Raw genomic sequence first — 21,572 nt, 5'->3', positions numbered from 1 at the left:
GGCGCGGAGATGTGCAGTGCCTCCGGGGCGAGGGGGCCGGAGGTGGGCACGGAACCGGCCGGAACCTGCGCGAATGTCCGGGGCTGCGGGTCGACGACGAGGCGCGCGGCGCCGACGCCGGCGACCACCGACGCGGCGAGCGACCCGAGGAAGCGGCGGCGGTTCATCGCCGGCCCGTGCCGGTCGGGTGGAGAAACCGCGGGCCGTGCGCACGGCGTCGCCCCGCGCCGCCCGCCCGCATTACCCGGCTGTGCTGCGCCTGACCTTGCTGCCACAGCAGCGAACGCTAGCACCGCCCCAGCAAATACGCCGGAATCGTGACGGGAGGGTCAGTTGTGAAATCCGCATCGAATTGGCAACGATTTCGCACCGCGCGCGACCGGTCCCGGCGGGCCGCCGGTCGAGGCGCGGGGTCAATGCCGGAACGGGATGGGTTCGGTCTCCGGGGTGCTCAGTTTCGCGGCCAGCCACGGCAGCGAGGCGGCGAAGGCCCGGGCGGCGAACGGCCAGTCGTGCCGGCCGGGCTGGGTGACCACGGCGCAGTCGATCCCGTGCGCGCCGGCGACCTCGCACAGCGCACGGGCGGCGGCGTCCTGGCCCTCGGGGTTGGCGGCCGGGTCGACGCTGGCGGTGGCGAGGGTGGGGCCGGCCTCGGCGAGGTTCTGGGTCCTCGACGACGGAACGTCGAACCATCCCGACACCCCGGTGTAGCGACCGTGCCGGGCGATGACGGTCGCCGGGTCGAAAGATGCCCAGGCGGCGGCGTCGCCGGCGAACAACCGGGCGAGCGTCTGCTCCCTGCCGCCGATGTCGGGCCCGCGGTCGCCGGCGATGTCGACGAACGCGCTGAAGATGTCCGGGTGCATCACCGTCAGGTCGACGGCGCACGTCCCGCCCATCGACCAGCCCACGACGCCCCAGTTGGCACGGTCGGGGCTCACGCCGAAGTTCGAGACGACGAACGGGACAACCTCTTTGGTCAGGTGGTCGGCCGCGTTGCCGCGGCGGCCGTTGACACATTCGGTGTCGTTGTCGAACGAACCGGTGGCGTCGACGAACACCAGGGCCGGGGCGAACCCGTGGTGGCGGGCCGCGAAGTCGTCGACGGTGTTGAATGCGTTGCCGGTGCGCAGCCAGTCGGCCGGGGTGTTGAAGGCCGAACTGATCATCAGCACCGCCGGGAGCCGGGGCGGGGGATTGCTGCCGAACCAGGCCGGCGGTAGGTACACCAGTTCCTGGCGGTGCGGGAAGTGGGACGCGTCGGAGCCGGTCATCACGGGCACCACGACGCCCTTGGCCGGCCGGGTCCGGGCGATCTGCATCTCGGTCACCCGCAGCCGGTCGATCTGGTCGGGCAGGGGCACCCCGGTGAGCTGATTCCATGCGGAGAGCACCGTGGGGAAGTAGCCGACCCAGCCGTTCAGCGCCAACGCGGCGCACAGGCCGCACAGGGGCACCGACAGCAGCGCCAGCGCGCGCCGCCACCACCGGGCGCCCGGCCAGCCGAGCACGACCACCGCGGCGGCGAGTCCGGTCATCGCTATCCAGAGCCACAGCGTGACCGGTGCCGGGTCGCCGGCCACGCCCAGCGTGGTGATGTACCAGTACGACAGCGCCGTCACCACCGCCGCCACGCCCAGCGCCGCGGGCAGCGCCCGGCCACGCCACCGGCGGCGGTGCCACCCGGGGGCGGCGACGGCCACGGACAGCGCCAGCCCCTGCGCCGCCGCCGGCAGCCAGCCGTGCAGCAGGGACAGCCGGTCGATGAAGTTGCTCAACAGTCCTGACCTCAGCTAATTCCGATGGCGGGCCGGCATCATGGTCCCCCGGCGACGACGCGAAAGGCCGGAAACAACTATCCCACACCGTCCGGGCATGTCGTGCCGCCAGCCGACCGCAGCCTGTTACCGACGGCGAAGGCGCCGCCGACCGCCCGCGCGGCGCGCGCAGGCATCGGGTTGGACCGCTCTCACGCCACGGGGACCGCTTCGTAGCCGGCCTCGTCGACGGCGTCGAGCACCGCCCTGGTGTCCAGCGGCGACGAGCTCGTGACGACGAGCCGGCCCGTGTCCGCGCTCACGTCGACGCTGGCGACGCCCGGGATCCGGCTCACTTCGCTGCGGACGGCGGCCTCGCAGTGCGCGCAGGTCATCCCGGTGACCTGGTATTCGCTGGTCGTCACGACGCTCCTTTCCTCATATCCGATCGGTCCTCATACCCGGCTGGGGTATCCAACTGGCGAACGGATCCGGTCTCCAAGGTATTCCCCCGGGGCCGCCACCTGCGACGGCCCACCCGTGGGCATCAGACGTAGCCGACCCCGATGTCCACCGACACCTGGCTCGCCGTCACCAGCCGGGACGCGTCGGAGACCAGCCAGGCGACTGCGTCGGCGATGTCCTCGGGCTGTGCGATGCCCTCCGGCAGGAGCGGCTTGTGCAGGCCCCGCAGGTGCGGGTAGCTGTCGGCGGCCGAGCGCAGGGCGTCGCGCATGCGACCGGTGCCCATCGGGGTGGCGACCGCTCCCGGATTCAGGCTGTTGACCCGGATGTTGTGGCGGCCGAGTTCGGCGGCGAACGCGCGCGCCATCCCGACGACGGCGTGTTTGCTGGCCGTGTAGTGGATCATGAACGACTGCATGTTGATGCCGGCGGCCGATCCGATGAGGACGATCGAGCCGCCGCGGCCGCCCTCGACGATGTGCGGCGCACCGGCCATCACGGTGTTCCAGGTGCCGGTCACGTTGGTGTCGATGGTGTCGCGAAACGCGTCGGGGGTGATCTGATCCCAAGGGCGCCGGGCTGCAGATTCCGGCGTTGGCGACGATGATGTCGAGTCGGCCGAGTTCGCCGACCGCGTGGTCGACCGCGGCTTTGAGCGCGTCGAGGTCGCGGATGTCCACCGCCGCGGTGCGGGCCCGTCTGCCGTTGGCGCCGACCAGGCGCGCCGTCTCGGCCAGGTCGTCGGGCGTCGGCGAGTCGTAGGGAACGCTGGGCGGCAGGGGCCCGGCGATGTCGACCGCGATGATGTCGGCGCCCTCGGCGCTGAGCCGTACCGCGTGCGCGCGGCCCTGTCCGCGTGCGGCGCCCGTTATCAACGCCACCCTGCCCGGGATCGACTGGCTCATGGCTGCTGGTTTCCTTTCTCCGCAAGCGCGTCTCCACAAGTGCGTCTCACCAAGCGCGACTCGGCGAAGCGTAACGTTCGGCGTGACGCGGAAGCCCAACCGGAGGGAGACATGGTGACCGTTACCGTTGTCGACGCGGGACCCCGGCAGATAAGCCGGTCCGTCGACGTGGACGCGCCGGCCGCGGAACTGTACGCGCTGGCCGCCGACCCCCGCCGCCACCATGAGCTCGACGGGTCGGGCACCGTTCGCGACACCGTCAAGGCGCCGACGGAAATCGTTGTCGGAGAAAAGTTTTCGACCAACATGAAGCTCTACGGTGTGCCGTACCGCATCACCAGCACGGTGAGCGCCCTGACGCCGAACGAAGTGGTCGAGTGGCGTCATCCGATGGGGCACCGCTGGCGGTGGGAATTCGCGTCGCTGTCGCCGACGCGGACGCGGGTCACCGAGACGTTCGACTACCGCGACGCCGGGCCGATCAAGAACAAGTACTACGAACTCAGCGGGGCCCGTAAGGCCAACGCCGCGGGCATCGAGGCGACGCTGACCAAGCTGCGCGATCGCTACGCCGCGCGCTGACTCACAGCCACCGCGGATCTGGTCGAGCAGCTGTTGGGGCCGCGAGCCGATGGTCTTCGGCGCTGACCGAGGTGTCGGCGATGTCGGTGATGGCCGGCCGCGGCGGTGAGCGGGCTCATCGCCGGGGACCGCCGGGCTCGCGGGTGAACAACGTCCCGCGGAGCAGGCACTTGGCCGACGCGAGGGTGGCCGCGTACGCGCCGGGGGTCAGGCTCGCCGCCCGCTCCGTCAGGCCCCGCGTCAGGGCGTAGACGGCGTCCACGGTGGCGCCCGGCTCGATGTCGGCGGGCAGCGATCCCCGTGCCCGGGCGTCCTCGACGACCTCGCCGATGACGTCGCGCAGGACTTGCAGTCCCGGGTGCGCCGGCCGGCCGGGCCCGGCGGCGCTGCTTTCGGCGCGGATTGCCCGCTCGAACGCGGCGAGGTCGGGATATTCGCGCATCAGCCGGTGCGACTCCTCCAGCACGGCCTCGAGGCGGTCGACGACGTCGTCGGTTCGGGCCGCAGCGGCCCGCAGGCGTGGCAGGGCGATCGTCTGGATCTCGCGCGCGGCCGCGTCGAGCAACTCGGACTTGTTGGGAAAGTAGTGATACAGGCTGCCGCTGGTCATCTCGGCGGTGCGGGCGATCTGGCGGATCGTCGCCCGCGAGTAGCCCACCTCGGCGACACAGCGCATGGCGGCGCCCAGGATTCGTGCGCGGGTCCGCTCACCGTCGGCGCCCACCGGGCGGCCCAGCCGGGACCGGGTGACGGTCATGCCGCGCGGCGCCCGCGGCCGGCCGGTCGAATTCCCACCGCGCACCTCCACGCCCGTGCCACACTAATCGATCACACGATCATATTCGGCCGCGCCGCCACCGTGCTCGACGGGCGGTGCGGTGCGGGGGAGGACACCACGATGACGTCGCCGCGACTGGGACGCCCGGTGGGCGCCAGCGGCGAACAGACCCGCCGGCGGATCATCGCCGCGACCATGCGCTGTGTCGCCGAGGTGGGCTACTCGCGGGCGACGATCCGCCAGATCGCCCGCACCGCCGAGATGACCAGCGCCAGCCTCTACAACTACTTCCCGAACAAGTCCGAGCTCATCGAGGCCGCCGTCGCGGAGCGGACCGACGTGGCGCTGCCGCGGCTGCGGGCGGCCGCCGCCGGGGCCGGCGACGTCGTCGACCGCATCGAGGCCGTGCTGGAGGAGTCGGGCCGGCTGATGCGCGAGTATCCCGACCTGGCCGCCTTCGAGTGGGCGATCCGGGCCGCGGGAGACACCGGCTTTCACGCGTTACGCGCGATCGTCGAGACCGTCGTCGAGGAGGGGCACCGTCGCGGCGAACTGGCCGGGCGGGTGGATCCGCGCGGCGCGGTCGAAGCCGTCTACTCCCTGGTCTACGGCCTGACCGAACTGGCGGCCACCCTGCCGCCGGAGGAGTACCACGCGGCGCTGGCGTCGGCCAGGCGGATGGTCAGGGGAACCCTGCTCGGCGGCGCACCCTTGATGTGATCAAACGATTGATTATATAGTCGGGGCGCGGGAAAGGAGCCCAGACCTTGACCGAGGCCACCGGGTGCGTGTTCGACGTCGAGGCGCTGCGCGCCAGATACGCGGAGGAGCGCGCGCGGCGGCTGCGGCCCGACGGCATCGCCCAGTACGTGGAGACGGCGGGCGCGTTCGCCCGCTTCGCCGAGGACCCCTGGGTGGACGGGACGTTCACCCGCGACCCGCTCACCGACGAGGTCGACGTGGCGATCATCGGCGCCGGCTTCGGCGGCCTGCTCACCGGAGCGCGGCTGCGCCAGCTCGGTGTGCACAGTGTGCGGCTGATCGACCGGGCGGCCGACGTCGGCGGCACCTGGTACTGGAACCGGTACCCGGGAATCGCCTGCGACGTCGAATCCTATGTCTACATCCCGTTACTCGAGGAACTCGGCTACATCCCCACGCAGAAATACGCCACGGGCGCCGAAATCTTCGCGCACTGCCAGCGCATCGCGCGGCACTACGACCTCTACCACAACGCGTGCCTACGGACCGATGTTCGCGAAATCCGTTGGGATGCGGAGTCTTCCCGCTGGATCATCCGTACCGACCACGGTGATGAGATGCGGGCCAAGTTCGTGTCCATGGCCAACGGCTACCAGGCAAAACCCAAACTGCCCGGCATCGAGGGCCTCAACCGCTTCCGCGGGCACGCCTTCCACACCAGCCGGTGGGACTACGGCTACACCGGCGCGCAGTTGGAGAACCTGGCCGGCAAGCGCGTCGGCATCATCGGCACGGGCGCGACCGCGGTCCAGTGCGTGCCGCACCTGGCCGCGGCGGCGCGGCGGCTCTACGTCTTCCAGCGCACGCCGTCGTCGGTGGACGTGCGGGCCAACCGGCCCACCGAGCCAGGGTGGGCCGACACGCTGCGGCCCGGCTGGCAGCGTGAGCGCATCGAGAACTTCCAGATCCTCACCGCCGGCGGGCAGGCCTCCGAAGACCTCGTCGCCGACGCGTGGACGAGCATCACCCGCAAGCTTCCCGTGATGCGCCACGACGGTGACGGCGCCGGCGGGTCGGTGGACCCCGAGCAACGCGGCCGCGACATCGAGTTGGCGGACTTCGCCAAGATGGAGGAGATCCGGGCGCGGGTCGACGAGATCGTCTCCGACCGCGCCACCGCCGAGGCGCTCAAGCCGTGGTACGGCTACTTCTGCAAGCGGCCCTGCTTCCACGACGAGTACCTGCAGACGTTCAACCGCGACAACGTCACCCTGGTCGACACCCGCGGCCGCGGGGTGCAGCGCATCACCGAGTCCGGCGTCGTCGTGGACGGCGTGACCTACGAGCTCGACTGTTTGATCTTCGCAACGGGATTCGAGGTCGGCACCGACTACTGCCGTCGCACCGGCTTCGAGCTGGTCGGGCGCGACGGGGTGACGCTCACGCAACGGTGGAGCGACGGTGTGCGCACCTTCCAGGGCCTGTGTGCCAACGGTTTCCCGAACTGCTTCATCGAAAGCATCTCCCAGGCCGGGCTGACGGTGAACTTCCCGTATCTGCTCGACGTGCAGGCCACCCACACCGCGTGGATCATCGCGTGGGCAACCGAACGCGGCGTCGCCGAGGTCGAGGCGTCACCGGATGCGGAAGCCGCCTGGGTCGACACCGTCGTGGCCCGGTCGGCCGCCACCGCCGAGCGCGCGGCGACCTGCACTCCCGGCTACTACAACCGGGAAGGCAAGGCGGACGCCAAGACCCGGCAGGGCAGCTTCTTCTTCGGCGGGCCCACCGAGTACGCCGACATCCTGCGGGCATGGCGCGCACGGGGGGACCTGGAGGGCCTCCTGCTGCGCGGCGGCGAGGCCGCCGCGTGACGAGCCGGCAGGCGCGCCGGCGCTACGCCGTCGGCCGGGTGAGGGCGGCGACGCGGCGGCGACGCTCGCCGCGGGTCGCGATCATCGGCGCGGGCTTCGGCGGCCTCGGGGCGGCGGTGGCGCTACGCAGCGCCGGCATCGACGACCTGGTGATCGTCGACGGGGAGGACGGGGTAGGAGGTACCTGGCGGCGCAACACCTACCCGGGGGCGGCGTGCGACGTGCAGAGTCACCTCTACTCGTTCTCCTTTGCGCTGAACCCGAACTGGAGCCGTACGTACGCCCGCCAGCCGGAGATTCTGGCGTACCTGGAATCGGTGGTCGACGACTTCGACCTGCGCCGGCACCTGATCCTGCGGACCCGTGTGCGGCGGGCTCGGTGGAACGAGGACGCCCGGCAGTGGGAAGTGCAGCTGCAGCAGGCCGACGGTGACACCTCCACGCTGGTGGCCGATGTGGTGGTCAGTGCCGCCGGCCTGTTCGGCGCGTCCAAGCTGCCCGACATCGAGGGCCTGGCCGGCTACCGCGGCCACCTCATGCACACCTCCGCCTGGGACCGGGACGTGGACCTGGCCGGCAGGAAAGTCGGGGTGATCGGCACCGGAGCCAGCGCGGTGCAGGCGGTCCCGGAACTGGCGCGAATCGCCGCGCGTCTCACCGTCTTCCAGCGAACGCCCCCGTGGATGGTGCCCAAGGACGACCGCGCGTTCAGCGCCGGCGAGCTGGCGCGGTTCCGCCGCCACCCCTGGGCCGCCCGGCGGGAACGGTGGCGGGTCTGGAAGCAGTTCCACGACTTCACCGGCAACGCACTCGACGATCCGACGGCCGCCGGTCGCGCACAGATCGCGGCCTCCTTCCTGGAGCGCACCGTGCCCGACGAGCGGTTGCGCCGCGCGCTCACGCCCGACTACCCGTTCCGCTGCAAGCGGGTGCTGCTGGGCGCCGACTACTACCTGGCACTGCAGCAGGAGCACGTCGAACTGGTGACCGACCCGATCGCACGGGTCACCGAGACGTCGATCGTCACGGCCGGCGGCCGCGTGGTCGACGTCGATGCGATCGTGTGTGCCACCGGATTCCAGACCAGTCACTACCTCAGCGGTATCGAGGTGATCGGGCGCGACGGCGACAGCCTGCACGAGCGCTGGGGCGAGGACCCCAGCGCCTACCTGGGTGTGGCGGTCAGCGGATTCCCGAACTTCTTCATGCTCTACGGCCCCAACACCAACCAGGGCGGCAACTCGATCGTCTACATCCTGGAGGCCGGCGCGCGGCTGGTGGCCAGCGCGGTGAGCCGGGTGGCGCGCCGGGGCGGCGACGTCGACGTGCGCCCCGATGCCGAAAAGCGTTACAACGAGGAACTTTCCGCCGCCCTCGAGCGCACCATCTGGACGCAGTGCGACAGTTACTTTCGCTCGCCGACGGGCCGCATCGTCACCCAATGGCCCTACACCGAGCTGGAATACGCCCGCCGGACGTGGCGGCTGCGGCGGCGCGACTGGGTGCACCGCACCGGCACGGTCCCGCCGGCCGGGCGGGGATCAGCCGGTGCCGAAATCGATCACGCCGCGGATCAACTGGCCTGAGGCCAGGTCGGCGTAGGCGTCGTTGATGTCGTCGAGCCCGTAGCGCCGGGTGATCATCTCGTCGAGCAGCAGTCGGCCCGACCCGTAGAGCGTGGCCAGCATCGGAATGTCGCTCTTGGGGTTGCAGGACCCGAACACCGTGCCGCACAACGTCTTGTTCATCAGGATGAAGTCCTGCAACGCCAACGCCACCGAGCGCAGCGCCGGAGCCGGCAGCCCGGTGAGCACGCAGGTGCCGCCCTTGCGGGTGAGCGCGAGCGCCTCGCCCACGTCGGCCTCGCCGATCATCGCGGGGGACACGATGACCGCGTCGGCCATCACGCCGCGGGTCAGCTCGCGCACCAACTCGAGCGCCTCGGCCGCCGTCGCCGCGGTGTGGGTGGCCCCGAAGCGCGGCGCTGACTGCCGCTTGAACTCGTTGACGTCGACCGCGACGATGCGGGCGGCGCCGCTGATGCGGGCGCCCTGAATGGCCGCGGTGCCGATGCCGCCGGCGCCGATCACGACCGCGGTGTCGCCGCCGCGCACGCCCGCACGCCGAGCCGCCGAACCGTACCCGGTCGGCACCGCGCAGGCCAGCAGCGCGGCGGGCACCAGCGGAACGTCCCGGTCGATCTTGATGAGCGAATCCGCCGCCACCACGGTGTGTTCGGCGAAGGCACCGATCTTGGACACGTGCCCGAGGTCTCGGCCGTCGGCGGTGTGGTGGCGGAACGTGCCATCGGTCGGCATGCCGGGGGTCAGCGTCCCGGATCCCTTGTCGCACAGGTATTCCATCCCCGAGGCACACCATCGGCACTGCCCGCATACCGCGACGAAGGACGTCACCACGTGGTCCCCCGGGGTGAAACCCGACACGCCCGCACCCACTTCGAGGACCACGCCGGAACCCTCGTGGCCGCCGATGGTCGGCGACATGGCCGGCAGCCCCAGAGTGCTCAGCACGTCGGAGGGCGGCGCGAGCTTGCCCTGCCGGATGTGCTCGTCGGAGTGGCACAGGCCGGTGGCGGCCAGTTGCACCAGTACCTCGCCGGCGCGTGGCGGGTCGAGCTCGAACTCCTCGACCGACCACGGGCGGCCGTACTCGTAGAGGATCGCCGCGCGGCTTCGCATCGAAGGTCAGCCGTTCGCGGCGGCCGCTCGGGCCCGCTCCGTCATCGAGGCGATCACCCCGCCGTCGTTGAGGATGTCGGTGCCGGTGAGATAACCCGCTTTGGCGCTGGCGCAGAAGGCGAGTAGCTCCGCCATCTCCTCCGGCCTGCCCCACCGCGGGACCGCGGCTTCGGTGACCATCGCCCCGGCCCCCGCCTGCTCCTCGAGCCTGCCCATCTCGGTGTCGATTGACCCCGGGGACACCGAGACGATGCGCAGTCCGCGCGCGTTGAACCGTTCCGCCTGCGACTGGCTGTACCACCGCACGAAGCTCTTGCTCACGGCGTACGCGATGCCGGATCGCCCGTCCTCGGGCACGACGTCGCAGGCCGTCATCATGGCGTCCAGGAAGGCGTCGGCGTCGCGCAGCGCCAGCGGAAACTGTTCCGCCGGAATCAGTTCCGCGGGCAGCAGGTGGGCCGCCATCGACGCCACGTTGACGATCACGGCGCCCTCGCCGGCCACCGCGTGGAACACCTCGTTGACGTGCAGCGTGCCCAGTGCGTTGGTCCGCATGACGTAGTCGGCCGCGCCCATGCTCGGACTCACCCCCGCGGCGTGGATGACGGAGACGACGGTCCCCAGGCCGTTGGCGGTGTCGAACAGCGCCGCGACCGCGCGCCGGTCGGTCACGTCGCAGTCGACGACCGTGGGAGAGATCCCGAGCCCTTGCAGGGCGGCGGCCGCGGCCGCCAGCCGGTCCCGCCTGACGTCGCAGAGCACCACGGTGTGGTCGCGGCCGACGACTTCGGCCGTGGCCCGTCCCATGCCCCCCGCGCCGCCTGTGATCACCGACACTCGATTCATACGTGGACGGTATATGCAGCGGCGCTACGTCGGGAGCCGGGGTGCGGACGGCGGGTCGTGCGGGTGGCCGCTGTGCCGCAGGGCGGTGGTGAAGAACGGCGCCCGGATGGTGGCGGCCAGCTGGCGGCGGTTGACGGCCAGCCCGGCGAGGGCCACCGCGGCGTAGACGCCGCACAGCAGCAGCCGCCCGTGCGTCGAGGCGATCGGGAATTGGACGACGAACAACACCAGCAGCGCCCACGCCGTGGCCCGGTTGAAGCGCAGCCCCATGAGCAGCGCCACCCCCATCATGGTCTGGGTGGCGGTGAGCAGGATTTCCTCGATCTGTCGCGGGTCGAGGGCCAGGGAGAGGCCGCCGCCGCCGAGCAGGTGGGCGACCGGTAACGACCCGATCAGCAGCGACCACTGGTTCACCTTGGCCGAGATCAGCATGGCGATGGCGGCCGTGCCCCTGCCGCGCGCCGCGAGGATGGTCGCGATGATGAATTCCGGGGCTTCGGAGGCCAGGGGGGCGAGCCACTGCACCAGCAGGAACCGGTCGATCCCCAGTTCGCCGCCCGCGGCGACCAGGTTGTCGGCGAACGGTTCGGCGCAGAACAGGATCACCGCGCCCGAGGTCGCGAACAGGCAGACGACGGCCAGATGCCGGCGGCGATCGGCCAGGTCGCCCAGGGCGGCGGCGGTGCCGATCAGGTCGGGCTCCTCCACGTCGCCGTGGCTGACCTTGTAGAGGTAGAAGCCGAACCAGGCCAGCAGCGCCACCCCGGTGGCCAGGTGGATCTGCGAGCTCGCCGGGATGACGAACGCGAACACGCCGGCGATCAGCAGGAAGCCGAGTTCGACGCGGTTGGACGGCTGCAGCGCCAGCCCGCCGGGTTTCCGGGTGCCGGCCCGGCGCGCCACCAGGATGCCGATCAGCACGACGACGGGCCAGCCCAGCCCCATCAACAGCCGGTTGGACCCGGTCATGTTGGCCGAGGCGTATTGGGTGTACTCCGGGTTGTGGCCCGAGACGTACGCGTAATAGAGGTCAACGGCGTATTCGGGCAGCACCGCGATCAGCGCGAGCACGGCCGTCGCCAGCCCGCCGGAGACGTCGATCCGGGCGGCCTCGGCCGCCCAGGCCAGCAGGAAGCTGGCCGAGACCACCGCGGCCCCGAAGATCAGCAGGGCGGCCACCGGCTCCGGGTGCAGGCCCCCGACCCGCACGACCACGGCGGGGACGATGAACGTCGTCGTGATCAGCACGGAACGGGCCAGGCTGTGCCGCGGGGAACGTGCTGCCCCCGAGACTGCGGCTGCGGGCCTGTCTGTGGCGAGCATCGTCATCCTTCGAACTCGTCGAGCGCGGCTACCGTAGCGAACCCTTACCTAAGCTACGCGTCAGGCATCCGGTCAGCAACGCGACGCGTGGCCCCGGCGGGGGCGATGTAGCCTTTTCCCGCAAGGGAATCGGAAAGTTTGGGCGGGCCAAACCCAAACTTAGGCAAACCCCGCCGCCCGGTTGGCCGACATGTACTGCGATATGTGATACGACGCGCCGATGGTTCGGGCGGTTCCGCACCGCCCACCGGCGCCCTTATTCGGGGTGGTCGGCGCCCATCGCCGCGGCGCTGGCCTGCGCCATGAGCCGCACCAGTTGGTTGCGCGTCAGCGACCCCATCATCTGCGTCGCCGCGCGCAGGTCCGCACCCACCATCCAGGTCGGCCCGTGGGCCAGGTTCTCGAATGCCTCCGCGATCACGTCGTCCACGGCGGTGGCGCCGGAGGGCACGTCGTCGGGCGAACCGAGCTGGCCGCGGCTGTGTTCGAGCTGCCGCAGCGCCGGAGTGTCGGTCTTGCCCAGGATGAGGCCCAGGACGTCGACGCCCTGGTCGTGCAGTTCGGCCCACAACGCTTCGGCGAAGACCATGTCGAACGCCTTGGAGGCGCCGTAGGCGACCATGTTGGGCCCGCCGGCCAGCCCGGCTCCCGACCCGAAGATGACGATCCCACCGCGGCCCCGCTCGACCATCGCCGGGGCGAAGTGGTGGCACAGCTGCATGGGCACCATGCAGTTGCGTTGCACCATCGCCTCGGCGGCCTCGATCGGGTTGGCAAGGAACGGCTTGAAGTCGGGGTCGGCGCCGGCGCAATAGACGAGACACCCGATCTCCACGTCACCGGTGGCGTGCGCGACCGCTGCCGCGGCATCCGGACGCGCGAGATCGATTGCCACAGTGCGGGTCTGGGCTGAGGTGCGAGATTCTATCTCGGCGGCGACCCGATTCAGCACGCCCTGCCGCCGTGCCAGCAGCACCACGTTGACGCCGCGCTCGGCGAGCCCCAGGGCAAAGGCCGCGCCCACGCCGTCCGATGCGCCCGCGACGAGCGCCCAGGGTCCGTACTTGCTCGCGAACGTCATCCGGGCTCCCCGACCGTGGCGACCCGCACCGCGGTGAACCGGCGCCGGGCGATGCGCCACCCGTCGCAGGTCCGCACGATCTCGTCGTCGTAGAAGCCGATGCCGTTGGCACCGGATTGGTCGTCGCCGAACATGACCAGCGCGTCGACGTAGGTGCGCGCCGCGGCACTGTCGCCGGCGACCGTGATCACCTGGTTGGTGAGGCGATGCAGGGTATGTCCCGCCGGGGCGTGCACCTGCTCCATGAACTCGGTGACGGCGTCCACGCCGCTCCATGCGCCGATCTCGCCGTAGTCGAGTTCGCAGTCGTCGGTGAACACGGTACGCAACAACGGCCAGTCGCGGCGGTCGATCCCGGTGGCATAGCGCACCAGTAGATCGGAGATGTCCTGGCGGTCTTCGGGTTCGGTCATGGGGTGTCTCCGTTCGGATGGACCGCGATCCGGGGCGGGACCACGGAGCGGCGCGCCCCGTCCCGCAACACGACAGCGCGCAGGCATCGGCCGCGATGTTCTCGAATAACCGATACAAAATATCGAAAGTGCGGCTTTACTGTAGGAATCCCGGCACAAAGGAGTCAAGCGATTCGCGGAGCGACATCGGCGCCGACGGCGCGGGTACTCGACGTGGTCGAGTTGCTCGCGCGCGCCGGCAACAGGCAACTGCGCTTCTCCGACATCGTGCGCGAACTCGACCTCACCCAGGCGACGGTGCACGCCATACTCAAGACCCTGTGCGACCGCGGATGGGCCAGCCGCGACCCGGTGGCCAAGACGTTCACTCTCGGCCCCGCGCTCGCCGTGGTCGCCGCGCGCACCGACACCGCGCGGCCGCTGACGCACGCGGCCCGGTCGGCCGCGTTGCGGCTGTCCCGCGAGGTCGGCTACGCCGGTTCGGTGGTCGAGCGATTCGGCGACTCCCTGGTCGTCACGGCGTTCGAGGGGGAGCCCGCCACCCAGCCGTCGGGCATACCGGGCGACCGCATCCCCTACGCCCCGCCCTTCGGCGTCGCGTTCGCCGCGTGGGACAGCGCGGAGGAACAACGCGCGTGGATCCACCGCGGCGCGGGTGACAACGCCGACCGCGCGCAGCGGCTGGCGCGGGTGCTGGAACGCACGCGCGAGCGCGGTTACGACGTGGACTGGACGACGCCCGCGCTGGCGCAGGCCGTCCAGGTGGTCGGCACGCTGAACAGCAGTGACATGCCCAGCCCGGTGCGGCAGATCCTCGAGCAGTTGCTGGCCGAGTTCACCACCATCGGCTTTCTCTCCGACGACAACCCCGGACGCCGCAAGCAGCCCGTGGTGACCGTCGCCGCACCGGTTTTCGACCAGAGGGGCCTCGTCGCGCTGATGCTGGCCGTGCACCCACTGTGCCCGCTGAGCGCGCGGCAGGTCCGCGCGATCGGGAAACGGCTCGCCGAGGAGGCGAAGGCGCTCAGTGAATCCCGGCTCGATCCGGACGCGGGGCGCGGTTGAGCGCGCCCTCTTGCGTCGTTTGCTGACCGCACTGGATGATCGGGGGCCATGCGTAAGGATCGCGGCGGCAACCGCTGGGAGTTGGTCACCTGCGGCCTCGGGGGGCATGCCACCTTCGCGCCGGACGACGAGGCCCTGGCCCGCCGGCTGCGCGGCGACACCGCCGTGGGACCGGTGTGGCGCTGCCTGCGCTGCGCCGAGTTCGTCCTCGGCGAGCCGCGCGGTCACGGCCGCACCGAGGACGCCCCGACCATATTGCGCGGCAAGGCTTTGCGCCAGGCGATCATCGTCCGGGCCCTCGGGGCCGAACGCCTGCTCCGGGCGCTGCTGATCGGGCTGGCGGCCTACGCGGTGTGGAAGTTTCGCGGTGCGCGGGGATCCATCCAGGCCACGCTCGACCGCGACCTACCCCTGCTGCGCGCCAACGGATTCCAGGTCGACCAAATGACGGCGGTGCACGAGCTGGAGAAGGCGTTGGCCGCCAAGCCGTCCACGCTGGCCCTGCTGACGGTGGCGTTGACCGCCTACGCCCTGGTCGAGGTCGTCGAAGGGGTCGGGCTGTGGTTGTTGACACGCTGGGGTGAGTACTTCGCGGTGGTGGCCACCTCGGTGTTTCTGCCGCTCGAGATCTCCGAGCTGGCCAACGGGGTCACGACGACCCGGGCGGTGACCTTCACCATCAACGTGGCCGCCGTCGTCTACCTGCTCGTCTCCAAGCGACTGTTCGGGCTGCGGGGCGGCCGCACGGCCTACGAGACGCAACGGCGCGGCGAACAGCTCCTCGACATCGAGGACGCCGCCGCCAGGGCTTGATCTTTCGCCCATGCACACGCCGATTTCGTGGTGGAATTGCCGGCATGAGCGACAATGCGCGCATCGTGACCTGCCCCCATTGCGGGCGGAAGAACCGCGTGCCCTCCGCGGCGGCCGGCAAACCCCGCTGCGCGCAGTGCCGGCAGTGGCTTCCATGGATCGTCGACGCCCGCGACGACTCCTTTGCCGACGTCGCCGAGAAGTCGTCGGTGCCGGTGCTGGTCGACCTGTGGGCGACCTGGTGTGGTCCGTGCCGGACGGTCAGCCCGGCCCTCGAGCAGCTGGCGCGGGAGCGGGCGGGCCGGCTGAAACTGGTCAAGGTCGACGTCGACGCGGCACCCGCGCTGTCTCAGCGGTTCGCGGTCCGCGCGGTGCCGACCCTGCTGCTGCTGCGGAACGGCCGGGTGCTCGCCCGGCAGTCCGGTGCCGCGCCGCTGCCCGCCCTGCGCACCTGGGTCGACGACACGCTGAACTGAGGTGCCGCGACGGGCCGGTCAGCCCCGGTACTGCCTGGGCAGGATGAAGATGCCCTCGGCCTCGACGGTGAGGCCGTCCTCGTCGGCGAGGTGGCCGGCGGCGAAGATCTTCACCCCTTCGGAAGGCTGTTGTCAGAGGTCGGGTGAATGATGCCGGTCATGGATGAGTTGCGGCGGGCGTTGCGGTCAGGGTCTCGACGGAGGCCGCCGTCATGACCATCCTGCGTGAGATCGCTGCCCCGTTCGTCGCCGACCCGGCGGCGGGTGTGTGCATCCGCACCCGACTGAAAGGGCTCACCGCCGCCGACGAGGCGGTGCTGCGGCGGGTGGGCACTCATCTGGGCCGTTTGGCCGGCGCTGATCTGGCGGCGCGGGTGCGGACTGGTCTGGGCCACGACGAGGATGGCTGGGCTGAGCGGAAACGCGACCTGACGGTCGAGTCGACGGCGCGGTGGGCGGGCAGCATCACCAAGGCGACCCACGACCGGTGGGGGCTGGCCCGCGGCGCGCAGGCCGCCCCGGCGGCATACTGCCCGTGGCAGGAACGGAGATATCCATGGGCACTTACGCGATCACCGGGTCGGCTTCCGGGATGGGCCGCGAGACCGCGCAGCGGCTCCGCGGCGACGGCCACACCGTGATCGGCGTCGACGTCAAAGACGCCGACGTCGTCGCCGACCTGTCGACGCCGCACGGGCGCCGGGACGCCGCCGACGCCGTTGTGGCGGCCGCGGGCGGCAGGCTCGACGGCGCCGTGCTGGCCGCCGGTCTGGGCCCGGCTCCGGGTCCGGACCGGGTGCGCCAGATCGCCCAGGTCAACTACCTGGGGGTCGTCGAGCCCCTGGTGGCCTGGCGGCCGGCGCTGGCCGCGGCCGAACGCGCCAAGGTCGTCGTCGTCGCCAGCAACTCCACGACGACGGTGCCCGCGGTCCCCGGGCGCGCCGTGCGGGCCCTGCTGGCCCATGACGCCGACAAGGCGGTGCGGGCGGTGCGGTTCTACGGGCCGGGCGCGCCGACGATGATGTACGCGGCATCCAAGATCGCGGTCAGTCGCTGGGTGCGCCGGCACGCGGTGCTGCCGGAGTGGGCGGGGTCGGGGGTGCGCCTGAATGCCCTGGCGCCCGGCGCCATCATGACTCCGCTTCTGCAAGAGCAACTTTCGACGCCCAGGCAGGCCAAGGCGGTCCGGTCGTTCCCGGTTCCCGTCGGCGGGTTCGGCGAGGCCCGGCACATGGCCGACTGGATGTGCTTCATGCTGTCGGACTCCGCCGACTTCCTGTGTGGCAGTGTCGTGTTCGTCGACGGCGGATCGGACGCCTACTTCCGTGCCGACGACTGGCCCACCGCGATCCCCGCGCACCGGCTGCCCGGATATCTGCTCCGGTTCAGGCGCCGGAGCCGGCCCGGGGGCTGAGCGCGTGTGACGCGACCCGCCGCCGCGCCCGCTGGCGGCCGAAGCGCGGTTGATGCGCAGGGGAGCCCAACGCTGCTGACGGCGCCGTCCGGCAGCTGTGGCACCGCCGGCGACGTGCTTGGATGGCGATATGTCCGACATCGAGGAACGCATCGTCAGCGTCACCCGCGTCATCTCAGCCGGCGCCAACCGGATCTTCGAACTGATCGCCGACCCCTCGCGGCAGCCGAGCTGGGACGGCAACGACAACCTCGCCTCGGCCGCCCCCGGGCAGCGCGTGCACCGGGTCGGCGACATCTTCAAGACCACGCTGACCAACGGCGCCGTCCGGGAGAACCACGTGGTGGAGTTCATCGAGGACAGTCAGATCGCCTGGCTGCCGGCCGAAAAGGGAAAACAGCCGCCCGGCCACCTGTGGCGCTGGCAGCTCGAGTCGCTCGCCGCCGACCTCACCAGCGTGACCCATACCTACGACTGGACCGCGCTGACCGACCAGACGCGCCTCGAACGGGCCCGGGCGACCACGCCCGAGAAGTTGCGGGCGTCGCTGGACCGGCTCGCCGAGCTGGCGCGGGCCGACTGAGGCGACCTCGACGAGCCGGTACCGTCAGCCCCGGCTCATCCCTTCCCGGCGCGCACCCACTGCAGCGTCCCGAGGTTCGTGACGCGCACGCTGGCGAACCCGTGGTCCTCCAGGATGTCGCCGATCTCGTCGTCCCCGAAGGCGTGTGCCCCGATGTTGGGCAGCATCTGCCACAGCCGGGCGGCCCGCCCGGCCGTCGGGACCATGACGGCCAGTCGCCCGCCCGCCCGCAGTACCCGGGCCATCTCGGCCAGGGCGGCCGCCGGGTCCGGGATCAGCTGCAGCACGGCGATCGAGACGATCGCGTCGACGGTGTTGTCGCGCAAAGGAAGTCGCTGAGCATCGGCCCGGATGAAGCCGACCTGCGGACCCGCCTCGTTGCGCACGGCCCGCGCCAGCATCGCCTCGGAGATGTCGACACCCAGGGCCACCCCGTCCGGGCCGGCCGCACGCGCCAGCGACGCGGTGACGTTGCCGGGACCCGAGCCGACGTCGAGCGCCGTACCCCCGGCCGGGATGTTCAGCCACTCGACGGGGTGGCGCCAGGCACTGATCAGCCGCCGCGACAGGGCCTGGGCGTTGTCGTAGAGCATCGACCCGATCGGCGACGCCCACGCGGCCTGGATCGGGCCGGTGTTCTTCGCGACGGCGGTGTCCCCGGCCGATGCGGTGCCGAGGAGGTCGAGATACCCCTTGCTGACGTCGGGGTCCGCCGGGGGATCGGCAAGTAGGTCCACCGCGCGGCGCAACGCGGGCGGCAGCGAGACGTGCACATCGGTCATTTGTGCTCCTTTGATCAAATGCCAAGCTGTACGCCAAAATTGGCGGCCATGGCTCGGATACCCCTCGTTGTCAGCCTACGCCGGGCCGGGGGCGCCCGACTGTCCGGTGAATGTGGGGTGCGTTAACGGCCGACGATGGCCGGCTCGCGGGACAGGGCGTACAGGCGCCACTGGCCCGGCACGCCCTTGAGCGCGCCCTCGCCGCGGTCGTCGAACCTGTGCCGCGACCCGGTGACGATGTCGCGCACCGTCGAGGACACCAGCACTTCGCTCGGGCCGGCCAGCGCGCCCACCCGCGCGCCGATGTGCACGGCCATCCCGGCGACGTCGTCTTTCGCGGCGCCGCGCACCTCGACCTCGCCCGCATGGATCCCCACCCGCACCTGGATGCCCAGCACGCGCACGGCGTCCACGAGGGCATCGGCGCAGGCGAGCGCGGCGCTGGGGCTGCTGAACGTCGCGACGAATCCGTCGCCGGCCGTGTTGACTTCGTGACCACCGAAGCGCTGCAGCTCGCGGCGCACGATGGCGTCGTGGTTGTCCAGCAGGTCGCGCCAGCGGTGGTCCCCGAGCGACGCGGCACGTTCGGTGGAGCCGACGATGTCGGTGAACACGATCGTCGTGAGCAGCCGCTCGGCATCGGAGCCGCCGCGCACCCCGGTGATGAACTCCTCGATCTCGTCGAGCATCGGGCCGGTGTCGCCCACCCAGTACAGGGCGTCCTCGCCCGCGAGTTCCACCAGGCGCGATCCGGGGATGCGCTCGGCGAGGTAGCGGGCGTGCGCGACGGGGCTGAAGGCCGGGTTGTCGCGGTGCAGGATCAGGGTCGGCACGCTGATGCGTTCGAGTCGGTCGCGCACGTCGGCCTCCCGGATCTTCCGGACGAAGGTGCGCGCCATGCTCGGCGACGCCGCCCGGTTGCCGGCCATGTCCCACCAGGCGCGAAAGGCGTCGTCGTCGGCGACGCTGGGCGCGATGATGCCGAGCAGGTCGAAGCCCTGTTCGACAGCATCCGGCTCCATCGCGGTCGTCGTGTACGGGTCGGTTGTGCTCAGGTCGGCGCCGATCGGGTAATCCGGTGCGCGCAGGGTGCGCGCCGCGCCGTTGACGGTCACCAGGCTGCTCACCCGTTCGGGGTGGTCGGCGGCCAGGACGATGCCGGCCAACGACGTGAAGCTCGGGGCCAGCACGGTCGCGCGCTCGCACCCGACCGCGTTCAAGACCGCGATCGCGTCGTTCGCCCAGGGCTCCGGGCCGATCATGTCCGGCGACGGGACCCGCGAGGACAGGCCGATCCCGCGGTGGTCGAAGCGGATCACGCGGGCAAACGACGCCAGTCGCCGATGAAAGCGGTACATCGACGGCTCGCCGTCGACGCAGTCGATAGGGATGAACGGCCCCGGCAACACCAGCAGGTCGACCGGGCCATCGCCGAAGACCTGATAGGCGATGTCGATCTCGCCGCAACTGGCATAACGGGTCCGCGTTACCGGCACCACCGGTCCAGGCTAATCCAGGTCGCCGACTGGTTCGCCCCCTTCGCTAGCAGTCGATGATCGGGACGAGGTAGCGGGCGGCGTAGTCCCGCACGGCGGCCGGGTCCGCGGTGTCGAGGCGGTCGGTGGGGAAGACGATGATGCCGAGGGCGACCCGCAGCAGGATGTCGGCGACGTCGGCCAACTCGGGGTCGGGCAGGTCGGCGCCGCAGCGCCGCAGCGTGTGGGCGATCCCGTCGGCGAACTGCCGGATCGGGAAGACCTCGGAGCGCGAGAACAGCCCGAACAACTCCGGTTCGCTCTCGACGATCCGGGAGTACAGCGGCGAGTCCTGCACCAGTCGCACCCCCAGGGCGAACGCCTCGACCACGGCCTGCCGCGGGCTGCATCCGGTGGTGGCCCTCTCCAGCGTGCCGAAGAAGTGGCCGGCCTCGCGGCGGACCACCTTCTCGAACAGGTCGTCCTTGCTGGGAAAGCGCCGGTAGACGGTGCTGCGGCTGACTCCCGCGCGGGCGGCGACGTCCTCGATGTTCGCCCGGCGCACGCCGTAGGTCTCGAACACCGTCCGCGCGGTATCCAGGATGACCCGGTCGAGGTCGGATTTCTCGCCGAGATTGCCGCCAGGGCTGTCAAACCGCATGGACCACGACCCCCTGCAATCTCGGCGCAGGAATGCTACGTTGACACAAAGATACGGATTTGTACCAATGATGCGCAAGGCGCGCGATGACCGCGCGATGACGAGGGGCGAGCATGTCCGCCGGATCCCGGTTCGAGCGCGGTGTTCGCGAAGCGGTGCCCGTGCTGGTCGACGGGGAGGGCCACGACGCCTCGCCGCGACTGGGGCCCGACTCGCTGATCTGGAAGTTCTACGGCGACCACCGCACGCAGTTCTTCGGATTCCAGCGCACGGCCGGCGTCGAGAACTGCATCGAGCAACTCGCCCAGGGCGTGCTGGACCACTCGGTGGTCTTCAGCGACACGCTGGGCCGGGCGAAGCGGACCGCTCCGCCCCTGATGCAAACCGTGTACTCCGACGATCCGCACGCCTGGGGCCGCAAGGTCCGCGACTTCCACAAGCCGATCAAGGGGACCGTCAGTGACGGCTCGAGGTATCACGCACTAAATCCCGAGCTTTTCTACTGGGCGCACGCCACTTTCGTCGATCAGGTCATCTACACGACCGACACGTTCATCCGCCGGTTGTCCCGCGCGGAGAAAGAACAGATCTTCGACGAGGGCAAAACCTGGTACCGCCTCTACGGGGTCAGCGACCGCGGGCAACCGCAGACCTACGACGACTTCCTGGCGTACTGGGACGAGATGCTCGACCGGTTCGTCCCCCACAAGACCGTCCTGTACGGCACCGGCTACATCCGCAAGGGCATCCCGCGGCCACGCCGGATTCCCGGGCCGGCCTGGAAGATCCTGTCCGCGCCACTTACTAAGGAGTTCGTAAGTAAGTCGAGACACGCCGGGGAAAGCCTTTGCTGGCGAACGATATTCGTCGAGAATAGG

The 21,572-nt window shown here is 70.8% G+C and carries 23 protein-coding genes and 2 pseudogenes; 11 read left to right on the top strand and 14 right to left on the bottom strand.

Features of this window, described 5'->3' with window-relative positions:
- From FPZ47_RS30705 to FPZ47_RS19460, 4 genes and pseudogenes are all read right to left on the bottom strand, one after another.
- Nucleotides 1–275: twin-arginine translocation signal domain-containing protein (locus FPZ47_RS30705; protein WP_428321249.1), on the bottom strand; the 275-nt coding region annotated here is incomplete at its 3' end.
- 138 nt (nucleotides 276–413) lie between these two features.
- Nucleotides 414–1,778 (bottom strand): alpha/beta hydrolase, encoded by a 1,365-nt coding sequence (locus tag FPZ47_RS19470; protein ID WP_144953409.1) that lies wholly within the window; start codon nucleotides 1,776–1,778, stop codon nucleotides 414–416.
- Nucleotides 1,779–1,969: 191 nt separating this feature from the next.
- Entirely contained in the window at nucleotides 1,970–2,182 is a 213-nt protein-coding gene (locus FPZ47_RS19465; RefSeq protein WP_144953412.1) for a heavy-metal-associated domain-containing protein, read from the bottom strand.
- Between the two features lie 122 nt (nucleotides 2,183–2,304).
- A pseudogene (locus tag FPZ47_RS19460) lies at nucleotides 2,305–3,127 on the bottom strand (mycofactocin-coupled SDR family oxidoreductase).
- Nucleotides 3,128–3,241: 114 nt separating this feature from the next.
- Here FPZ47_RS19460 and FPZ47_RS19455 point away from each other — a divergent pair.
- Entirely contained in the window at nucleotides 3,242–3,709 is a 468-nt protein-coding gene (locus FPZ47_RS19455; protein WP_144953415.1) for an SRPBCC family protein, read from the top strand.
- Nucleotides 3,710–3,824: 115 nt separating this feature from the next.
- On the opposite strand, the gene FPZ47_RS19450 is transcribed toward FPZ47_RS19455, so the two are convergent.
- Nucleotides 3,825–4,466 carry a TetR/AcrR family transcriptional regulator gene (locus tag FPZ47_RS19450; protein ID WP_144953417.1) on the bottom strand — a complete coding sequence of 214 codons (642 nt, stop codon included), beginning with the start codon at nucleotides 4,464–4,466 and terminating at the stop codon, nucleotides 3,825–3,827.
- A 141-nt stretch (nucleotides 4,467–4,607) separates the two neighbouring features.
- Between FPZ47_RS19450 and FPZ47_RS19445 the strand changes: the two genes are divergently transcribed.
- From FPZ47_RS19445 to FPZ47_RS19435, 3 genes are read left to right on the top strand one after another with little or no spacing between them, the layout of a single operon-like run.
- A complete protein-coding gene (locus FPZ47_RS19445) occupies nucleotides 4,608–5,207 on the top strand; it encodes a TetR/AcrR family transcriptional regulator (protein ID WP_144953419.1) in 600 nt (199 codons plus the stop codon).
- A 47-nt stretch (nucleotides 5,208–5,254) separates the two neighbouring features.
- On the top strand, nucleotides 5,255–7,063 hold the full coding sequence (locus FPZ47_RS19440; protein WP_144953422.1) for a flavin-containing monooxygenase: 1,809 nt from the start codon (nucleotides 5,255–5,257) through the stop codon (nucleotides 7,061–7,063).
- On the top strand, nucleotides 7,060–8,649 hold the full coding sequence (locus FPZ47_RS19435) for a flavin-containing monooxygenase (protein ID WP_144953425.1): 1,590 nt from the start codon (nucleotides 7,060–7,062) through the stop codon (nucleotides 8,647–8,649). Before FPZ47_RS19440 ends, FPZ47_RS19435 begins: the two co-directional genes overlap by 4 nt.
- Here the strand turns inward: FPZ47_RS19435 and FPZ47_RS19430 are convergent.
- The 5 genes from FPZ47_RS19430 to FPZ47_RS19410 form a co-directional block, all read right to left on the bottom strand.
- The gene (locus tag FPZ47_RS19430; RefSeq protein ID WP_144953428.1) at nucleotides 8,605–9,762 is read right to left on the bottom strand and encodes a Zn-dependent alcohol dehydrogenase; all 1,158 of its coding nucleotides are present in this window, start codon (nucleotides 9,760–9,762) and stop codon (nucleotides 8,605–8,607) included. The two genes, FPZ47_RS19435 and FPZ47_RS19430, sit on opposite strands and share 45 nt — an antisense overlap.
- 6 nt (nucleotides 9,763–9,768) lie before the next feature.
- Complete coding sequence (locus FPZ47_RS19425; protein WP_144953431.1) at nucleotides 9,769–10,608, bottom strand: SDR family oxidoreductase; 840 nt, start codon at nucleotides 10,606–10,608, stop codon at nucleotides 9,769–9,771.
- Between the two features lie 24 nt (nucleotides 10,609–10,632).
- Nucleotides 10,633–11,937, bottom strand: coding sequence for a sodium:proton exchanger (locus tag FPZ47_RS19420; RefSeq protein ID WP_144953435.1), 1,305 nt, complete (start codon nucleotides 11,935–11,937; stop codon nucleotides 10,633–10,635).
- A 250-nt stretch (nucleotides 11,938–12,187) separates the two neighbouring features.
- Nucleotides 12,188–13,012 carry an SDR family NAD(P)-dependent oxidoreductase gene (locus FPZ47_RS19415; protein ID WP_144953438.1) on the bottom strand — a complete coding sequence of 275 codons (825 nt, stop codon included), beginning with the start codon at nucleotides 13,010–13,012 and terminating at the stop codon, nucleotides 12,188–12,190.
- Complete coding sequence (locus FPZ47_RS19410; protein ID WP_144953442.1) at nucleotides 13,009–13,425, bottom strand: nuclear transport factor 2 family protein; 417 nt, start codon at nucleotides 13,423–13,425, stop codon at nucleotides 13,009–13,011. Before FPZ47_RS19410 ends, FPZ47_RS19415 begins: the two co-directional genes overlap by 4 nt.
- A gap of 213 nt (nucleotides 13,426–13,638) precedes the next feature.
- On the opposite strand from FPZ47_RS19410, the gene FPZ47_RS19405 reads away from it, so the two are divergent.
- Genes FPZ47_RS19405 through trxA form a run of 3 tightly spaced genes read left to right on the top strand, consistent with a single transcriptional unit; the run spans nucleotide 13,639 to nucleotide 15,779 of the window.
- On the top strand, nucleotides 13,639–14,490 hold the full coding sequence (locus tag FPZ47_RS19405) for a helix-turn-helix domain-containing protein (protein ID WP_246133471.1): 852 nt from the start codon (nucleotides 13,639–13,641) through the stop codon (nucleotides 14,488–14,490).
- A gap of 48 nt (nucleotides 14,491–14,538) precedes the next feature.
- Nucleotides 14,539–15,303, top strand: coding sequence for a DUF2127 domain-containing protein (locus FPZ47_RS19400; RefSeq protein ID WP_144953445.1), 765 nt, complete (start codon nucleotides 14,539–14,541; stop codon nucleotides 15,301–15,303).
- A 44-nt stretch (nucleotides 15,304–15,347) separates the two neighbouring features.
- The gene (gene trxA, locus FPZ47_RS19395; RefSeq protein WP_144953449.1) at nucleotides 15,348–15,779 is read left to right on the top strand and encodes a thioredoxin; all 432 of its coding nucleotides are present in this window, start codon (nucleotides 15,348–15,350) and stop codon (nucleotides 15,777–15,779) included.
- An 18-nt stretch (nucleotides 15,780–15,797) separates the two neighbouring features.
- On the opposite strand, the pseudogene FPZ47_RS19390 reads toward trxA, so the two are convergent.
- A pseudogene (locus FPZ47_RS19390) lies at nucleotides 15,798–15,899 on the bottom strand (PaaI family thioesterase); the annotation flags it as partial.
- A gap of 92 nt (nucleotides 15,900–15,991) precedes the next feature.
- Between FPZ47_RS19390 and FPZ47_RS19385 the strand changes: the two are divergent.
- From FPZ47_RS19385 to FPZ47_RS19375, 3 genes are all read left to right on the top strand, one after another.
- Complete coding sequence (locus tag FPZ47_RS19385; protein ID WP_144953452.1) at nucleotides 15,992–16,420, top strand: hypothetical protein; 429 nt, start codon at nucleotides 15,992–15,994, stop codon at nucleotides 16,418–16,420.
- Nucleotides 16,336–17,193 carry an SDR family oxidoreductase gene (locus FPZ47_RS19380; protein ID WP_144953455.1) on the top strand — a complete coding sequence of 286 codons (858 nt, stop codon included), beginning with the start codon at nucleotides 16,336–16,338 and terminating at the stop codon, nucleotides 17,191–17,193. Before FPZ47_RS19385 ends, FPZ47_RS19380 begins: the two co-directional genes overlap by 85 nt.
- Before the next feature lie 130 nt (nucleotides 17,194–17,323).
- Nucleotides 17,324–17,776: an SRPBCC family protein gene (locus FPZ47_RS19375; protein ID WP_144953458.1), complete on the top strand. Its 453-nt coding sequence runs from the start codon at nucleotides 17,324–17,326 to the stop codon at nucleotides 17,774–17,776.
- A gap of 35 nt (nucleotides 17,777–17,811) precedes the next feature.
- Here the strand turns inward: FPZ47_RS19375 and FPZ47_RS19370 are convergent, their stop codons facing one another.
- From FPZ47_RS19370 to FPZ47_RS19360, 3 genes are all read right to left on the bottom strand, one after another.
- Nucleotides 17,812–18,558: a class I SAM-dependent methyltransferase gene (locus FPZ47_RS19370; protein WP_144953461.1), complete on the bottom strand. Its 747-nt coding sequence runs from the start codon at nucleotides 18,556–18,558 to the stop codon at nucleotides 17,812–17,814.
- Between the two features lie 122 nt (nucleotides 18,559–18,680).
- A complete protein-coding gene (locus tag FPZ47_RS19365; protein ID WP_144953464.1) occupies nucleotides 18,681–20,057 on the bottom strand; it encodes an adenylate/guanylate cyclase domain-containing protein in 1,377 nt (458 codons plus the stop codon).
- Between the two features lie 43 nt (nucleotides 20,058–20,100).
- Nucleotides 20,101–20,694 (bottom strand): TetR/AcrR family transcriptional regulator, encoded by a 594-nt coding sequence (locus tag FPZ47_RS19360; protein WP_144953467.1) that lies wholly within the window; start codon nucleotides 20,692–20,694, stop codon nucleotides 20,101–20,103.
- A 113-nt stretch (nucleotides 20,695–20,807) separates the two neighbouring features.
- On the opposite strand from FPZ47_RS19360, the gene FPZ47_RS19355 reads away from it, so the two are divergent.
- Nucleotides 20,808–21,572: oxygenase MpaB family protein (locus tag FPZ47_RS19355; protein WP_144953470.1), on the top strand; the 765-nt coding region annotated here is incomplete at its 3' end.

Source organism: Mycobacterium helveticum (assembly GCF_007714205.1).
GTDB classification, from domain to species: Bacteria; Actinomycetota; Actinomycetes; order Mycobacteriales; family Mycobacteriaceae; genus Mycobacterium; species Mycobacterium helveticum.
This window is presented reverse-complemented; position numbering and strand designations above follow the sequence as displayed.

What these genes read in the sequence shown, in the direction of transcription:
- FPZ47_RS19450 (WP_144953417.1), bottom strand. Translation starts at nt 4,466, where the DNA reads ATGACCGTCACCCGGTCCCGGCTGGGCCGCCCGGTGGGCGCCGACGGT.
- FPZ47_RS19445 (WP_144953419.1), top strand. Translation starts at nt 4,608, where the DNA reads ATGACGTCGCCGCGACTGGGACGCCCGGTGGGCGCCAGCGGCGAACAG.
- FPZ47_RS19430 (WP_144953428.1), bottom strand. Translation starts at nt 9,762, where the DNA reads ATGCGAAGCCGCGCGGCGATCCTCTACGAGTACGGCCGCCCGTGGTCG.
- FPZ47_RS19425 (WP_144953431.1), bottom strand. Translation starts at nt 10,608, where the DNA reads ATGAATCGAGTGTCGGTGATCACAGGCGGCGCGGGGGGCATGGGACGG.
- FPZ47_RS19420 (WP_144953435.1), bottom strand. Translation starts at nt 11,937, where the DNA reads ATGACGATGCTCGCCACAGACAGGCCCGCAGCCGCAGTCTCGGGGGCA.
- FPZ47_RS19415 (WP_144953438.1), bottom strand. Translation starts at nt 13,012, where the DNA reads ATGACGTTCGCGAGCAAGTACGGACCCTGGGCGCTCGTCGCGGGCGCA.
- FPZ47_RS19410 (WP_144953442.1), bottom strand. Translation starts at nt 13,425, where the DNA reads ATGACCGAACCCGAAGACCGCCAGGACATCTCCGATCTACTGGTGCGC.
- FPZ47_RS19400 (WP_144953445.1), top strand. Translation starts at nt 14,539, where the DNA reads ATGCGTAAGGATCGCGGCGGCAACCGCTGGGAGTTGGTCACCTGCGGC.
- trxA (WP_144953449.1), top strand. Translation starts at nt 15,348, where the DNA reads ATGAGCGACAATGCGCGCATCGTGACCTGCCCCCATTGCGGGCGGAAG.
- FPZ47_RS19385 (WP_144953452.1), top strand. Translation starts at nt 15,992, where the DNA reads ATGACCATCCTGCGTGAGATCGCTGCCCCGTTCGTCGCCGACCCGGCG.
- FPZ47_RS19380 (WP_144953455.1), top strand. Translation starts at nt 16,336, where the DNA reads ATGGGCACTTACGCGATCACCGGGTCGGCTTCCGGGATGGGCCGCGAG.
- FPZ47_RS19375 (WP_144953458.1), top strand. Translation starts at nt 17,324, where the DNA reads ATGTCCGACATCGAGGAACGCATCGTCAGCGTCACCCGCGTCATCTCA.
- FPZ47_RS19370 (WP_144953461.1), bottom strand. Translation starts at nt 18,558, where the DNA reads ATGACCGATGTGCACGTCTCGCTGCCGCCCGCGTTGCGCCGCGCGGTG.
- FPZ47_RS19360 (WP_144953467.1), bottom strand. Translation starts at nt 20,694, where the DNA reads ATGCGGTTTGACAGCCCTGGCGGCAATCTCGGCGAGAAATCCGACCTC.